Raw genomic sequence first — 14148 nt, 5'->3', positions numbered from 1 at the left:
GTATGAAAGCATATAAAATATTGACTCTAAATCCAGGCTCTACCTCGACCAAGATCGCGTTGTTTCAAGGCGGGGAATGTCTGTATTCCCAAAATGTATCTCATGATGCCAAAGAACTGGATCAGTATGAGACTCTGTCTGAGCAGCTGCCCTACCGCAGGGATATGATCTTAGGACTTTTAAACGAGGCGGGGATCACGCTGGATGATGTAGATGTATTCGTCGGCCGCGGCGGCGGGCTGGTCTCCATGGAGGGCGGTACCTACGAGGTGACAGATCTGATGCTTGAGCATGCAAGGACCTGTGCGAATGGCGTGATCCATCCGGCAGCCTTAGGCTCTCAGCTGGCACACGAATTTGCAGATAAATATGGGGCCAGAGCAATGGTGGTGAATCCGCCCGACGTGGATGAGCTGCAGGATCTTGCGCGTATGACAGGAATTCAGGGGGTGAACCGAATCATTCATCTCCATGCGCTCAATCTTAAGGAAACAGCGATCCGCCACAGCAAAAATGTAATGAAAAGAAGATATGAAGACTGTAATTATATCGTATGCCATATCGGCGGCGGGATATCCGTATCTGCCCACCGGCGCGGAAAGATGGTGGACGGATATGATATCGTAGGCGGAGAAGGGCCTATGGCACCGACCAGATGCGGAAGTATTTCGGTATCTGATCTGTTAGGATATATGGAGAAGCACGATCTAAAGCTTTCCGATGTAAAAAAACTCTGCACCAGAACAGGTGGATTTGTCAGCCATGTCGGGATTTCCGATGCATTAGAACTAACGAACAGAGCCAAGGCCGGGGATTCCTATGCCGGAATGCTCTGGAACAGCATGATTTACCAGATCGAGAAGTGTATCGGTTCCATGGCTGCGGTACTGCATGGAGAGGTTGACGGCATCCTGCTGGGCGGCGGCATGGTATATAATGAAGATCTGGTCAGCCAGATCACCGAGGTCTGCTCTTTTATCGCTCCAGTCAGCGCCTACCCGGGTGAATTTGAAATGGAGGCGATGGCAGCAGGGGCAGTCCGGGTACTGGACGGGGAAGAAGCGCTTAAGGTATATACCGGAAAACCGGTCTGGGATAAATTCGAGTGGGAGTGACCGAAGATGGAAGAAAAGCAAATGAAAAGGATACATACACTGACACTTGCCTTCGGAATCGCCCTGATGCCTCCGGTCTGGGCGGTACTTTCCCCTTATATCGGAGTGAGTACAGGTGCAGTTGCACTGATCTGTGCCGGACTTTATGTAGCCAATGGAAATAAAAGGAAAGATGCAGTGAAGATCAGTATCGGATTTCTGCTGGGAGATCTGTGGGCCGTGCTGGCGGTCATGATTATGGAGTCTCTGCCATGGAATCCGAGTATAGAGCTTTATGTGACATTATTTGTCTTAGGAGGCCTTGCCGTGATCATCGGCGAAACAGTTCCGAAGTGGATCTTTACCCCCTCCTGGCTGTGTGGCTGGGCAATCGGCCTTACGATTATGGGGCCTATGAAGACTGCTGCACTCGGGACACTGCCGATACAGATCGGGGCTGCCATGCTGGCAGGCGTTCTGTATGTGGGAGTAGGTGTGGATGCATTCCAGAAGGTGCTGATACGAAGACTGAGCGGGGAGAAACAGAAAGAAAACAAGGAAGAAACAGTGATTTCCTAAAAGAGATGCAAAACGGCTTCGCTTAGAAAGACGGTTCCTGTCTGACCGGCAGGAACGTGCTATTCTAGGTGAAGCCGTATTTTTATACCAGCGGAAATAAGGTGATGTCCACTGTTTGAATTTTAGGATGATATCCCTAAAATACTTGATTGATCTTAAGTTATTGGCTAAACTATAGAAAGCAGCATCGGTGACATACAAGGAGAGGAGTATTTAAGGATGAAGGAATTACAAAAGATGGAAGAGAAGCTAAAGAGCTTTTGTCTGCAAAATTCTGTTTTTATAGAGAGAGCCGCTGTGTTCCTCTTATGCGCAGGCTTATGCATCTTTCACTACCATGTCAGGGAATACCGGGCAGATACACTGGCTTTTTCGGAGAATGTGAAGCAGTACAGCCTGTTGGGATTTCTTTCATGGCGGGTGAATACCTGGTCAGGAAGGGTGATTCTGGAGGGGATGCTTTATCTGGTTCTTACACTGCCTTATCTGGCTTTTGCAGTACTTGACAGTTTCATCATTTTGGGCACAGTATATGGTTTACGAAAACTCTTTGAGTGGGGATGGCTGGAGACAACAGTGCTTTCCCTTCTGCTGTTTTTGTTTCCGATGGACGGACTGATTGATGTGGGAATACAGCCCGGTGCTATCAATTATATCTGGGCGCTGGCAGCCGCGGTGACTGCACTGATTCCGTTGGGAATGATCTATCGGGGGAAAGAGATCAGATGGTATCATTATATTGGGTTTGGTGCGGCAGCAGTCATAGGCTGCAATATGGAACAGACGGCAGCGATCGTATTCTGTTTTTATCTGCTTGCAGTAATCTATTTTGTGAAAAGTAAAAGGTTAAAGCCGATTCTTTTCTCACAGATGCTGCTTAGTATTTTTTCACTCGTTTTCATCATGACATGCAAGGGAAATGCTGCACGGGTTGTGCAGGAGACAGCCACCTATTGGAACGGATTTGAGAAGCTTTCGATTGGTCAAAAGCTGTGGAACGGATGGTTTACAACAGTGGACTACTTCTACAGTACGCGGGAACTGCCCTTTCTGATCTTCATAACACTTCTTTGCGCATGGCTTTGGATAAAATATAAAAAGGTGAATCTGTTTACTCTGTGCGGCACCTTTCCACTTTTAGGCCGTGCGGTGATCTGGGCAGGAAGATTCCCGGATGCAGTGCTGGGGACAGGAATCCGGGAATGGGCAGTCGGTGTACATTATGAGAATGGGATTCCAGAGGCCCCGCCGATCCCGGTGTATCCCCAGGTGATATTGTATACTGTTTTCTTTCTTATGACCGGGGTGGCAGTCTATGGAAGTTTCCGGTCTCTGGAAGAGAAAGCCCTGGTGCTTTTGATCCTGGCAGCAGGGTTTGGGGCACGTCTGATCATGGGATTCTCACCGACGTTGATCGCATCCGGGACAAGGACATATTTCTTCATGGATGTGGCTCTTTGCATTGGAACGGTGTGGATCGTCAGGGAAATATGGGATAGCCATTCTTTTTAACTGCTTTCACGCTCCACAAGTGAAGCCGGAAATACAAGGTTCTGTACGCTCGGCTTCGCATCCGCAGGAGCTTCGATCTCACTGATCACCATCTGCGTGGCCTTCTCACCGATCTCTTTCGCAGGAATTTCCAGTGAGGTCATGGAGGTCTCCAGCATGGCGCCTACGGAATGCCCGGTGAGGCTGACAAGCTTGATATCCTCCGGCACGCGGATATTCCGGTCCTTGAGTGCCCGTAAGGCTCCGATTCCCTGGATATCGACGGCGGCCATGATGGCATCCAGTTCAGAGTTCTGATTCAAAAGCTCCAGGGTGCACTGATATCCGTATTCAAAGCTGTTACAGGGCTCCAGGGAGGCCGCACATGTCTCGATCAGATCCAATTCTTCCATAGCACGGTGATATCCATTGTAACGTTCCCGGTAGGGCGCCAGCTTTGTGGAGCCATTGATCAGACCGATCTCTTTGCAGCCTTTTGAGGCAAGATACTTTACAGTCTCGTAACCGCAGGCATCGTAATCCGCGGTGACGCTGCTGATCGTGCTTTCCTGTTTCCGGACTATCTGCGTTACCGCGATCCCGCTGGAATGGATATCGCGCAGGAGCCGTCCGTTGCGCCCCGTTCCTGCAATGATGATCCCGTCAACAAAACCATTGCGCAGCCGGTTCAGGCATTCTTTTTCGATCACGGGATCGTCCTCTGTGTGGCATAGCAGCGTGGCATATCCCATCTTTCTGGATTCCAGCTCAATACTCTGTGTGATTTCCGCAAACAAAGTCAGATAGAGCCGGGGAACTACAACACCTATAGTATGGCGTTTACCCTGCCTGAGGCCCTGGGCAAGGACATTGGGCTGGTAGCTGAGCTCTTTTACAGCGGCAAAAATGCGTGCCTTGGTGTCCGGGTGTACATAGGACGTGTTATTTAACGCCCGTGAGACTGTGCTCACATCTACGCATGCAAGACGTGCAACATCTTTTAGAGTAGCCATTTCTTTGTCTCCTTTCAGTCTTTTTTCAACTTATTTCATCCCATCAAGGAATCAGCGAAGCAGATTTTGAATATTTGATTTTGTCTTTAGATATATGCAAACGTTTGTATTTAATATCAATATAATACAAGAAAATAAAAAGTGCAAGAAAAAAACAGTTTGAAAAGTAAAAAAGTATGAACAGGAAACGGAAGGAAGAAAAAGGAATTTAATATGGTGAAAATGCATAAAAAACAGAGTGATTAATTGGTTTTACTGTGAAATATACAATATTTTGCAGAGCGTATGCAATAAATTGCAGATGGGATGAAATCTATTGACCCTGTAAAACCAGTGTGATATAAAATACTCATACGACATACAAACGATTGCACAAACGGTTCGAAATGACAGCGCGCGATGTGAGAGTAGGGCCTGCTGAAAAGGTAATGTCTGATATGAAATTTAGGATGTAAAAACTTAAACAATCTTTTATAATGAAAAGGAGAATTTCACTATGGCTAAAGTAAAAAATTTTAAAACAATCTTCCCGGCAGTTTCTGTACCTTTAAATGATGATTATTCTATTAATGAACCAGAGTTTCGTGCATACCTCCGCTGGATCAAAACATTCTACGGAAAAGGGATCGAAGGTCTTGTATGCAACGGACATACAGGCGAGATCACAGGCCTTTCCCGCGCAGAGCGTAAGCGTGTTGTTGAGATCTGCAGCGAAGAGTGCGGCGATGTGATGACGATCATTTCCGGTATCAACTGTGAAAATACGATCGAGTCTATCGAAATGGCAAAGGAAGCAAAAGAGGCAGGAGCTGACGGAATCCTTTTGATGCCTCCTCACATGTGGCTGCGTTTCGGTATGCACGCAGATGCACCGTTTGAATATGTAAAGGATGTGGCAGAAGGTGCTGATATCGACATCATCATCCACCTGTATCCTGCAACAAGCAAGGCTTTCTATCCGGTTGAGACTTTGATCAAGATGTGCAAAGAAATCGATCATGTAAAATGTATCAAGATGGGAACACGTGTGACTTCTATCTATGAACATGATGTACGTCTTTTACGTCAGGAATGCCCGGATATCTCCCTGATCACATGCCATGATGAGACGTTATGCGTAAGCTGGTTCCCGGGAATGGACGGCGCACTGATCGGATTTGCCGGATGTGTACCTGAGATCATCTGCCCGGCCCGCGAAGTATTTGCAAATCCGGACAAGCATACATTAAAAGAAGCACAGGAATGGTCCGACCGGATCTATCATATCTCACAGGCGATCTACGGAGGAGGACAGCCGTCAGGTGAAGCACATGCGCGTCTGAAGGAAGCATTGGTACAAAGAGGCATCTTCTCAAGCGGATTAATGCGTAAGCCGGTTCTTCCGCTGAATCAGGAGGAGAAGGATTGGATCGCGTTAGGTCTTGAGAGAAGCAAGATGGAAAAGGTTGATATGAGCCAGTTCAAATAGTAAAAATACAGAATGAAGAGGTCTGTTTATGGCGGCATTGGAATGCTGTCCGGTGCCGCCATTTACAACAAGAGGTGAAGATATGGGGGATCATTTCGATCAGACAAAAGTGAAAAAAGCATCATTTATAGAACTTCTCAAGAGGATCGGTCCAGGCATCATTTTAGCCGGTGTGGTAATCGGGCCGGGGAATATCACGACCTCTGCGATGATGGGGGCTAATTATGGATATTCCATGATATGGCTGATCATCCCGATCGCTTTTATGGGAATCACGTTCATGCTTACAACTTATCGGATATCAATGTTGACGGATATGCCGATCATACATGCCATTCGGCATTATTATGGAAAAGGAGCGGCAGTTGTAGTCGGCGCTGCCACATTTTTATCCTGTCTGTTCTTCACGATGGGAAATATAACCGGTTCCGGGGCTGGTATGAACCTGATCTTCGGAATGAACTGGAAACTGGGTTCACTGCTTATGATAGCGGTTATTCTGATTTGCTATTTCACAAAAGGGGTGTATTCAAAGGTTGAAAAGCTGATCACGCTCTGTATCCTTGGCATGATCATTTGTTTCTATGCCACCCTGGTCGCCACAGGAGGTCCGGCATGGGGAAATCTCGGAAAAGGGCTGACACACTGGAACATCGCAGACGGCAGTCTGTCCACGGCGCTGGCTTATGTGAGTACCAATGCAGCGATCACCGCAGGGATTTACGGAACATATCTTGGTGTGGAGAAGAAGTGGAAGAAGGAGGATCTGTTCAACGGGATCATGTTTGCCGATGCAATTGCCCATGTGGCGGCGGTAATTCTGATCTCAGGCTCGATCGTTTTGGTAGGTGCGATCGTACTGAATCCGACGGGTACGGCGATTACTGCACCGGCACAGTTAGGAGAACTGCTCGTTCCGTTTTTAGGAAAGGCGGCTCCGATCGTAATGGGGGTAGCACTGCTGGCAGCTGGATTTTCTTCTCTGCTTGGCAACACCCAGAGAGGAATGGTATTACTGGCAGCCGGGATTGATAAGCCTGTGGGACTGGAATCTAAATTTATCCGGTGGGGCTGTCTGTTCTGCATCGCATTTGCAGCTGTCATCTGCTATACATATGATGGTTCACCGACACAATTAATCTTTATTGCAAATATAGCAACTGCGGTTGCAACACCGTTTGGCGGATTCTTTGTGTGCCGCATGATTTTTAGGAAGGATGTCAATGAGGGACTAAAGGCTCCCCGTGTCCTTCAGGTATGCATGGTAGTAAGTTATGTCTTTGCACTGGTGATGACAGGATCTGCATTGATGAATTATGTACCGAAACTACTCGGAGCTTTTGGAATATAATAAGCAGCGATTAAGAAGAACTCTTCAGAAATGGAGGGTTCTTTTTTTGTAAGGTAAATGTAAGGTTTCCAGAAGGTGGCTGTAAGGTTGTTGTATTATGCTGATATCAACAAGAAAGGAGAGAGATGATATGACAAATATGATAGAGACAAAAAACCTGACAAAAAGCTATAAAGACTTTACAGCAGTGAACAACCTTTCCCTGCACATAAAGCAGGGCAGTATCTACGGGCTTCTCGGCCCCAACGGGGCAGGCAAATCTACGACGATGAAGATGTTCCTGGGGCTGACCAATCCAACCGGCGGGAAATTCAGGATCGCCGGAAAAAGCTATCCCCGTGACAGGGTGGCGATCCTAAGAGAGATCGGTTCCTTCATCGAGGCGCCGGCTTTTTACGGCAACCTGACAGGGGAGGAGAACCTGGAGATCGTCCGAAGCATCCTGGGACTGCCAAAGAGCAGCGTTAAGGATGCACTGGAGCTTGTGGGAATGACAGAATATAAGAAACGGCTTGTGAAAAAATACTCTCTGGGTATGAAACAGCGCCTGGGACTGGCTTCGGCTCTGATCGGCCGTCCGCCGATTCTGATTCTCGATGAGCCGACCAATGGACTGGACCCGGTAGGAATTCATGAGATCCGGACCCTGATCCGAACCCTGCCGGAAAAATATCACTGTACAGTTCTGGTGTCCTCCCATCTTCTTTCAGAGGTGGAGCTGATGGCAGACGATGTAGGGATCATGAATCACGGCAGACTTCTTTTTGAGGGAAGCCTCGATACACTCCGGGGGCAGGCTGCGATCAAGGGCTATCCCACAGACAATCTGGAAGAGACATTCCTCACGATGATCGAGGAAGATAATCAGAGAAGAGGTGTAAGAAGATGAGTATGGTGATTGAATTCAGGAAGACAAAACGGACCGGATTCTGGCCGGCCTTCCTGGCCGGCGGGATCCTTGCGGCAGCCATACCGGTCGTGAACATGGCGGTCCGCTCTGAACTTTATACCGGGACATATGGAGAACCGCTGGAGATCTTATTAAAGGCTAACTGGCAGATGATGGCGATGCTGCATATTTTTCTTCTGATCCTGGGAGCCTGCCTGCTCTATCACACCGAATATGCCGACAATGCCATGCAGAAAATGGAGATGCTGCCGGTCAGTATTTTCGGAATGCATATGGGAAAGGCACGGCTATTGACGCTGGCCGGCATGATCGCGCTTCTGTTAGAAAATGCATCCTTTGCGTTCTGCGTATACCATTGGTTTGAAGTTCCGGAAGATTTTTGGCTGGTGTTATTGAAAAATGCAGGCTTTACAGCCATCGTCATGTTTCCGGTCATCTTTGCAGTCCTGGCAGTTTCATATATCTGCAAAAATATGTGGGTGTCCCTCGGTATCTGCGTGATATGCACCTTTGTCGTATCGGTTGTTCCACAGACAATGTCTCCGGATTCGGCATTTGTCATGTTCCCGTTCGCACTTCCCTACCAAAGCTTTGTTCTTTTAAGCCGGGAACAGGTGAATCATTTTCTCTGTGTGGCAGGGATCGAGGCGGTAATTTTAGCAGCAGTACAGCTGGTACTTTTGAAGATAAGGAGGAAATTGGCATGAATCTGATAAAAGTGGAATTGATGAAAATACGCCGCTCCAGGATTTTCTGGATTCTGCTGATCCCTGTCATTGTTTTATGGATTCCCCAGGTGATCAATGCGGATATGAATTTCCAGATGCAGGCAGAGGGGATCACACCTGAAAATAACTTCCTGGTGCAGAGTTTTATGGCTTTTGCCTGGATCATGTATCCGGCCAGCATGGTAGTCTGTACAGTGATGATGACGCAGCTGGAGCGTACCAACAGGGGAATCTTAAAGATGCTGTCACTGCCCGTGAATACGGCGGCATTATCCATGGTCAAGTTTGTCGTACTTCTCATCCTGGCCGGGATTCAGATGCTCCTGATGACTGCCGCTTATTTCATCTGTGCAGCTATTGTATCTCAGATACATGACTATTCCTTTATGCTGGAACCGCTTAAGGTATTTCGCGAGATCGGGCTGATCTATGTATCGTCGATTCCGATGGCAGCAGTCTTTTGGATGCTTGCGGTGTGCATTCAGACTCCGATCTTTTCGATCGGGGCAGGACTGGCATCCATTGTTCCGACTGTGGTGATCACAAATACGAAGATCTGGTTTGCATATCCGATGTCTTATCCGTTCTATTTTATGATGAATCGTATGAACAGTATGGGAACAGGTCTTGAGGATATGAAGATGGAATGGTTCCCGCTGACAGCGGTTGCTGTCGCAGCGACAGTGATCTGTCTGACGGTCAGCTGTATCGCATTCGGAAGAGCGGAGAGGAAGTAGCAGTATCACAATAAATAGATTCAGGTACGTGAGAGTGCGTACCGGAAAGGTAAGGCAAATATGAAACAGAAAGTATCCACAGCAGTCAGCACAATGATGATCTTCCTTCCATGGACGATCTTTATCCTTCGGCAGAATCAGTGGGCCCTGGAATCACCAGGAGCGGAAATTAGTATTGCATGCTATGCAGTTTTTATGATGTTTTCCGGTGTGTTCACAATTCTTTCCTATACGAAGGGAGAGGTAAAAAATACGCTTATGAAGCTCTGTGTAGTGATCAATGGAGTGTATGCATTGGGCGGGCTGATCGCGCTGGGATTGATGATGCAGACGAATTTCTTCTAAGGATAAATGGATTTTATATGAAAAGGGGACAGCGTGATTTGTTTCACTGCACTGTCCCCTTTTATAAATATATACATTTTTTTACAGCGAAGCTGTAAATCCGCCCGCAGGGCATGAGTTACGGGATGCCCTTTGGGTATACAATATGGTACGAATTCTACTGTAGAGCCTGTTATTTTGCTGCCTGATTCTCTTAGGCTTCCTATATCTCAACCTTCCAGAAGCCGTGGAGATTACAGTATGCGTATGCCGCCAGAGCGCGGTCCCCGTCGTTTACTGTAAATACTGCCACAGGTTCGCCGTTTGGATCCAGGTGGATTCTTTGTCCTCCCTTTTCTGTCTCCAGGTAGATCCACTCTATGCTGTGTTCCTCAGACATGGGGTGGAAAACGCTTCCTACTTTGACAGTGATCGTATTTCCGTCCTGTTCTACGACCGGCAGGTGTTTCTCATGGGCGCCTTCGGACGTATTCGGGGTGAGTTGTTTCATAGGTGTTCCGCAACAGGAAAATCCTTCTTTGGTTCCGGCGATTTCTTCGATAATGACATGACAGTTGTCACATGCAAAAAAGATTGGTTCATGTTTTGACATACTTATTTCCTCCGTTTGAATGCAATTATCAGGGGTTCCTGACAGGTGTAATAGATTTAGAGAACAAGTGTAGGAGCGGCATAAACTCTTGCTGCAAACTCTTTGTTAAGCTCGTAAAGCCCTTTGGGCTCACCGCCGAACAGATTCATCTTTGCCAGAAGATCACTGGCAGCTTTTTCTTCCTCGCCCTGCTCCATAATGAACCATTCCAGCAGCTGGGTCGTCCGGAAATCCTTCTTTTTAAAAGCAGTTTCGTAGATCTCGTTAAACCGCCCTGTTACCTGTTTCTCATGCTCATAGGCAACCTTCAGGGGCTGGGCGTGAGAGGAAAGTTTCAGGTCAGGTCTGCGGATCTCTTCCAAAACCACCTTCTGGTCATTATTGTGAAGATACTGGATCAGCAGCATTGCATGATCAAGCTCCTCCCTGGCCTGGATTTGGAACCAGTTTTCAAAACCATCGAGATCGGCTTCTGCATAATAATTTGCAAATCCCAGGTAAAGATAAGAAGAAAAGAATTCAAAATTAATCTGTTCATTGATCAACTGCAGTATTTGTTCGTCCATACATGCCTCCTTAAATAGATTCTCAGGATAGTATGTTCATTTTTGTAAAAAATATACCCAATGGGCGTGCCCTTTGGGTATACGATAATCAAATTTCAAAGGAATCTAATCCTTGTATGATGTCCTTTTTTTGCTGCTTATCCCGTTCTATCTGATCTAAAAGAATCGTTGTTTTTTTCTGCAGATCTTCTGTGAGGCGCAGACATTCTAAAGCATCTTCCTTATGAACCTGGATAAAATTATCACCGGGATATCTTGCATCAAAATAGAAGTCGCCCAGCCATTTCATGTCTTTGGTAGAAAGTTCCAGATTAGGATAGGCTTCCTTCAATTTATTAACAATGGCTCTCAGGTTATGAGAGTGCATGAGGCCTAAACTTTCTTCTCCGAATGTTACCTCTAGGATAGCCTTCAAATACTTTTCTGCTGATTGTGCACAGAGAGCGGCAACACCATTATAATTTCCAAGCTGCTCACCTACCTGCATTCCTGCTTTTGCATAGCAATAATCATTGTATGCCATGCCATAATAGGAATTTAACCCTTTTTCCATATTACAATTCCCTCCTTCTTGATCTGTGATACAAAGAGACAGTTTGATGTACGAAAAACATTTAAATCATAAAAGACGAGATCAATATTATCTTCTTCAAACTGGCTGCATAGATCGCCGCGGATGCAGCGGTCAGGGATACCGGATGTGACTGCCAGTAAGTCAATGTCACTTTCTATCGTCTGTTCGATTCTTGCATGACTTCCGAATAATACGATATACTCCAAATTAGGAATCTGGTTCACTAAAACCCGGATTTTTTTATCCAATAAATTTTTTATAGAACCTTCCAAAAAAGACATGGACTCGTCTATTTTCATAAAAATCACCCCAAACATTTATATTTAAAACTCTGAATTTCTAATATGGATTCATTCCATTCTATCATAGAGTAGAATATATGGTCAATTCAATGCCGTCTGCAAATAGGTGACAAATTCCTTCGCAGTTTTCGCATTTCTGCTATTTTTCTGAAAGGCTGCGATGACAGGCAGTGCCACAGGAGGTATAAGGATTCATGAGTATAAAGTCTTCATCAGATAATGCAGGGAGGCTGACAGAGGCGGCATCAGCGTATTTATGGGAAACAGGCACGACTGCCATCAGCGCATCTTCTGTGAGGGGGAAGATCTGGCATGAAATTGCTGTACAAGCAGGAGTGCCTCCTCGTAAAATAAGTGTTCGGCTTCTGTCAGGAGGGCACTGCGGCCGCTTCTGTCTAACAGCAGGATATCCAGTTCTTTTTCCAGCTTTATAATCTGCTTTGACAGGGAGGACTGGGAAATATGCAGAAGCTCTGCTGCATCTAAAAAATTATTTTCTTCCACAACGGCAATAAAATAATATAGTAGGCACAACAGGAGCCAGTGGCCTTCCCATATTAGCTGAATGCCTCAAATTGATTCAAGTGGAGCCGGAGTATGAATTCTGGCTGATCATGAGTGACAGTGCAAAACTGCAACGGATGTTACGATCAAGGAGCAGCGTTCCCTTGTGCTGGCGGCCAGGGAAACCCCGCTTAGCCTGATCCATCTGAGAAATCTCCAGGAACTGTCTATGGTGCCGGGGGTACGGATCATTTCACCGATGTTGACATTTTATCATCGGCCGGAGGGCATTGAGGATATGGTGTATCATATAGCAGCCAAATTATTGGAGCCGTTTGGAATAGAGGCAAAGGAGTATCGAAGAAGGAAGGGGATATGATTTACGAAAAGGAATTATCCTTTTCAAGGATAAAGGTCAGGATCACGAAGGCCGGAGCAGTCTGCCGCCTCATCGCAGAAAAAACGGCGAAAAAGAAACAAGGGATTGTTACTTGTACGGCGGCTTTCATGTAGATGGGATTACAGGGGGACAGATCCGGGAAGTTCTGGATGCTGTTGAAGAAATGATCCGGGATATTTAAATGTGGGATCTCTCTAGCGATATCGTATATGAATAAAATTCCCCATGTGTTCTTCTATCTCACTCATCTGCTGTGCGGTCTGTGGATCAGAATATGGAATCCTGCGGATAATCCGGGAAAGCCAATCCTTTTCTTCAACGATATCCAGGCTTTCTCTAAAATTGATGTCATAGAAGTAAGCGATATAAGACACCCAGTAATCCATCAAGGTGACACGGTCTTTCGAGAGGATACAGCGGTTTTGGAATACTGTATTATAGATAGCGGGGGTGATCTTCTGGCTGCCAATCGTTTCTGCAGAGGCACCCATTAAGGTCTCCAGGTCATCCACCAGTTTTACACGGCAGTTGTCCAGCTTATCTGCGTCACGGATAATTTTTGCATGAAGTAGGGTACGTTTATCCGCAATCCCTTCGAGCTGATAATCGCTATGCTTCAAAATTGCGGTTCGGATGATAGAATCCAGGCAGCACTCCTCTATAAAATGGCGGATCATATTTTCTTCAAAAAGAACTTTTACCCCATATTCGGCATGATCCATTGTTCCTGGTTCAAAGCTGTCAAATCTTTTCAACTGTTCGAATCGCCCGATATCATGCAGGAGGGCTATGAGCTGTGCAAGCTCTGTGTCTTCCTGGGAGAGATGCATCCGGCGGGCAATCTCACTGCTCTGGGCGACCACTCCATAGGTATGTACTATTTTTAACTGTATTTTATCATCACTGCGGTCATAGGAGTCCAGATACTCCTCGAATATTTTCCTTGCGTAACTAAGATCCATGATAGGTTCCTTTCATCGGTTTTGGGTATTTTTGTCAGCTGGCTCTAAGAGGTGGAAGGGGATTGATTTACGGAACTACAGTCTCGTACATATATTTTTTCAAGGCTTCCCCATGGAGCTATCCGTTTGTCGATCACTTCGAATCCATATTTTTCATAGAGATTCACATGATCACTCACCAGATAGACCTTTTTAAATCCAGTTTCTTTCAGATATTCCATAGAATGTTCGATCAACTTCTGGCTTAATCTTTTTCCACGATATGCCTCATCAACAAACAGGAATCTAATATAAGGAGTATACGACACATCCGGGATACAATCTGATCCGGAGACAGTGCAGTAGCCTGCGATTCGATCCTGCTCTGTTGCAATGATAACCCTTTCCCAGTCAGTGAAATTTCTATTATTCATAAGGCTGGCGAGGGTCTGGCCTGCACGCCAGGAGCAATTCTTTGCATAGTCAGAAACCGCGTTCCATTCCTTGCTTTCAATCGTCAATTTCTTAAACTCCATAGCAATCCCTCCAACAA

At 46.2% G+C, this 14148-nt stretch carries 19 protein-coding genes; 11 read left to right on the top strand and 8 right to left on the bottom strand.

The annotated features are described in order from the left end of the window. The first annotated feature begins 2 nt into the window (after positions 1-2). The 3 genes from buk (at position 3) to AC4OGX_RS00445 (ending at position 3185) form a co-directional block, all read left to right on the top strand. A complete protein-coding gene (buk, locus tag AC4OGX_RS00455) occupies positions 3-1115 on the top strand; it encodes a butyrate kinase (RefSeq protein WP_493327825.1) in 1113 nt (370 codons plus the stop codon). Between the two features lie 6 nt (positions 1116-1121). After that, a complete protein-coding gene (locus AC4OGX_RS00450) occupies positions 1122-1673 on the top strand; it encodes a DUF1097 domain-containing protein (RefSeq protein WP_493327824.1) in 552 nt (183 codons plus the stop codon). A 219-nt stretch (positions 1674-1892) separates the two neighbouring features. After that, positions 1893-3185, top strand: coding sequence for a DUF6056 family protein (locus AC4OGX_RS00445; protein WP_493327823.1), 1293 nt, complete (start codon positions 1893-1895; stop codon positions 3183-3185). Here the strand turns inward: AC4OGX_RS00445 and AC4OGX_RS00440 are convergent. Further along, the gene (locus tag AC4OGX_RS00440) at positions 3182-4177 is read right to left on the bottom strand and encodes a LacI family DNA-binding transcriptional regulator (RefSeq protein WP_493327822.1); all 996 of its coding nucleotides are present in this window, start codon (positions 4175-4177) and stop codon (positions 3182-3184) included. The genes AC4OGX_RS00445 and AC4OGX_RS00440 overlap by 4 nt on opposite strands. 496 nt (positions 4178-4673) lie before the next feature. Between AC4OGX_RS00440 and AC4OGX_RS00435 the strand changes: the two genes are divergently transcribed. From AC4OGX_RS00435 to AC4OGX_RS00410, 6 genes are all read left to right on the top strand, one after another. Beyond that, complete coding sequence (locus AC4OGX_RS00435; protein WP_493327821.1) at positions 4674-5645, top strand: dihydrodipicolinate synthase family protein; 972 nt, start codon at positions 4674-4676, stop codon at positions 5643-5645. A 28-nt stretch (positions 5646-5673) separates the two neighbouring features. Next, positions 5674-6996 carry an Nramp family divalent metal transporter gene (locus AC4OGX_RS00430; RefSeq protein ID WP_493327820.1) on the top strand — a complete coding sequence of 441 codons (1323 nt, stop codon included), beginning with the start codon at positions 5674-5676 and terminating at the stop codon, positions 6994-6996. A gap of 130 nt (positions 6997-7126) precedes the next feature. After that, positions 7127-7885 carry an ABC transporter ATP-binding protein gene (locus AC4OGX_RS00425; RefSeq protein WP_493327819.1) on the top strand — a complete coding sequence of 253 codons (759 nt, stop codon included), beginning with the start codon at positions 7127-7129 and terminating at the stop codon, positions 7883-7885. Continuing rightward, on the top strand, positions 7882-8613 hold the full coding sequence (locus AC4OGX_RS00420; RefSeq protein WP_493327818.1) for an ABC transporter permease: 732 nt from the start codon (positions 7882-7884) through the stop codon (positions 8611-8613). Before AC4OGX_RS00425 ends, AC4OGX_RS00420 begins: the two co-directional genes overlap by 4 nt. Beyond that, complete coding sequence (locus AC4OGX_RS00415) at positions 8610-9371, top strand: ABC transporter permease (protein WP_493327817.1); 762 nt, start codon at positions 8610-8612, stop codon at positions 9369-9371. The genes AC4OGX_RS00420 and AC4OGX_RS00415 overlap by 4 nt, the downstream gene beginning before the upstream one ends. 60 nt (positions 9372-9431) lie before the next feature. Beyond that, the gene (locus AC4OGX_RS00410; RefSeq protein ID WP_493327816.1) at positions 9432-9716 is read left to right on the top strand and encodes a hypothetical protein; all 285 of its coding nucleotides are present in this window, start codon (positions 9432-9434) and stop codon (positions 9714-9716) included. A gap of 202 nt (positions 9717-9918) precedes the next feature. On the opposite strand, the gene AC4OGX_RS00405 is transcribed toward AC4OGX_RS00410, so the two are convergent. The 5 genes from AC4OGX_RS00405 to AC4OGX_RS00385 form a co-directional block, all read right to left on the bottom strand. Next, positions 9919-10308 carry a desulfoferrodoxin family protein gene (locus tag AC4OGX_RS00405; protein WP_493327815.1) on the bottom strand — a complete coding sequence of 130 codons (390 nt, stop codon included), beginning with the start codon at positions 10306-10308 and terminating at the stop codon, positions 9919-9921. 56 nt (positions 10309-10364) lie between these two features. Next, positions 10365-10874, bottom strand: a complete 510-nt coding sequence (locus AC4OGX_RS00400; protein ID WP_493327814.1) for a ferritin — start codon at positions 10872-10874, stop codon at positions 10365-10367. 88 nt (positions 10875-10962) lie between these two features. Next, positions 10963-11397 carry a HEPN domain-containing protein gene (locus AC4OGX_RS00395; protein WP_493327813.1) on the bottom strand — a complete coding sequence of 145 codons (435 nt, stop codon included), beginning with the start codon at positions 11395-11397 and terminating at the stop codon, positions 10963-10965. A gap of 14 nt (positions 11398-11411) precedes the next feature. After that, on the bottom strand, positions 11412-11747 hold the full coding sequence (locus tag AC4OGX_RS00390; RefSeq protein WP_493327812.1) for a nucleotidyltransferase family protein: 336 nt from the start codon (positions 11745-11747) through the stop codon (positions 11412-11414). 282 nt (positions 11748-12029) lie between these two features. Next, positions 12030-12254 carry a LysR family transcriptional regulator gene (locus AC4OGX_RS00385; protein WP_493327811.1) on the bottom strand — a complete coding sequence of 75 codons (225 nt, stop codon included), beginning with the start codon at positions 12252-12254 and terminating at the stop codon, positions 12030-12032. Between the two features lie 166 nt (positions 12255-12420). Between AC4OGX_RS00385 and AC4OGX_RS00380 the strand changes: the two genes are divergently transcribed. Then, positions 12421-12633: a hypothetical protein gene (locus AC4OGX_RS00380; protein ID WP_493327810.1), complete on the top strand. Its 213-nt coding sequence runs from the start codon at positions 12421-12423 to the stop codon at positions 12631-12633. Next, complete coding sequence (locus AC4OGX_RS00375) at positions 12630-12767, top strand: hypothetical protein (protein ID WP_493327809.1); 138 nt, start codon at positions 12630-12632, stop codon at positions 12765-12767. Before AC4OGX_RS00380 ends, AC4OGX_RS00375 begins: the two co-directional genes overlap by 4 nt. A gap of 81 nt (positions 12768-12848) precedes the next feature. Here the strand turns inward: AC4OGX_RS00375 and AC4OGX_RS00370 are convergent, their stop codons facing one another. After that, positions 12849-13616, bottom strand: coding sequence for an HD domain-containing protein (locus AC4OGX_RS00370; protein WP_493327808.1), 768 nt, complete (start codon positions 13614-13616; stop codon positions 12849-12851). A 44-nt stretch (positions 13617-13660) separates the two neighbouring features. Next, positions 13661-14131 carry a GNAT family N-acetyltransferase gene (locus AC4OGX_RS00365; protein WP_493327807.1) on the bottom strand — a complete coding sequence of 157 codons (471 nt, stop codon included), beginning with the start codon at positions 14129-14131 and terminating at the stop codon, positions 13661-13663. Positions 14132-14148 lie beyond the last annotated feature (17 nt).

This window comes from Faecalicatena sp. (assembly GCF_058819085.1).
This window is presented reverse-complemented; position numbering and strand designations above follow the sequence as displayed.

Coding starts and splice junctions, on each gene's coding strand:
- buk (WP_493327825.1), top strand. CDS start 3: ATGAAAGCATATAAAATATTGACTCTAAATCCAGGCTCTACCTCGACC.
- AC4OGX_RS00450 (WP_493327824.1), top strand. CDS start 1,122: ATGGAAGAAAAGCAAATGAAAAGGATACATACACTGACACTTGCCTTC.
- AC4OGX_RS00445 (WP_493327823.1), top strand. CDS start 1,893: ATGAAGGAATTACAAAAGATGGAAGAGAAGCTAAAGAGCTTTTGTCTG.
- AC4OGX_RS00440 (WP_493327822.1), bottom strand. CDS start 4,177: ATGGCTACTCTAAAAGATGTTGCACGTCTTGCATGCGTAGATGTGAGC.
- AC4OGX_RS00435 (WP_493327821.1), top strand. CDS start 4,674: ATGGCTAAAGTAAAAAATTTTAAAACAATCTTCCCGGCAGTTTCTGTA.
- AC4OGX_RS00430 (WP_493327820.1), top strand. CDS start 5,674: ATGGCGGCATTGGAATGCTGTCCGGTGCCGCCATTTACAACAAGAGGT.
- AC4OGX_RS00425 (WP_493327819.1), top strand. CDS start 7,127: ATGACAAATATGATAGAGACAAAAAACCTGACAAAAAGCTATAAAGAC.
- AC4OGX_RS00420 (WP_493327818.1), top strand. CDS start 7,882: ATGAGTATGGTGATTGAATTCAGGAAGACAAAACGGACCGGATTCTGG.
- AC4OGX_RS00415 (WP_493327817.1), top strand. CDS start 8,610: ATGAATCTGATAAAAGTGGAATTGATGAAAATACGCCGCTCCAGGATT.
- AC4OGX_RS00410 (WP_493327816.1), top strand. CDS start 9,432: ATGAAACAGAAAGTATCCACAGCAGTCAGCACAATGATGATCTTCCTT.
- AC4OGX_RS00405 (WP_493327815.1), bottom strand. CDS start 10,308: ATGTCAAAACATGAACCAATCTTTTTTGCATGTGACAACTGTCATGTC.
- AC4OGX_RS00400 (WP_493327814.1), bottom strand. CDS start 10,874: ATGGACGAACAAATACTGCAGTTGATCAATGAACAGATTAATTTTGAA.
- AC4OGX_RS00395 (WP_493327813.1), bottom strand. CDS start 11,397: ATGGCATACAATGATTATTGCTATGCAAAAGCAGGAATGCAGGTAGGT.
- AC4OGX_RS00390 (WP_493327812.1), bottom strand. CDS start 11,747: ATGAAAATAGACGAGTCCATGTCTTTTTTGGAAGGTTCTATAAAAAAT.
- AC4OGX_RS00375 (WP_493327809.1), top strand. CDS start 12,630: ATGATTTACGAAAAGGAATTATCCTTTTCAAGGATAAAGGTCAGGATC.
- AC4OGX_RS00370 (WP_493327808.1), bottom strand. CDS start 13,616: ATGGATCTTAGTTACGCAAGGAAAATATTCGAGGAGTATCTGGACTCC.
- AC4OGX_RS00365 (WP_493327807.1), bottom strand. CDS start 14,131: ATGGAGTTTAAGAAATTGACGATTGAAAGCAAGGAATGGAACGCGGTT.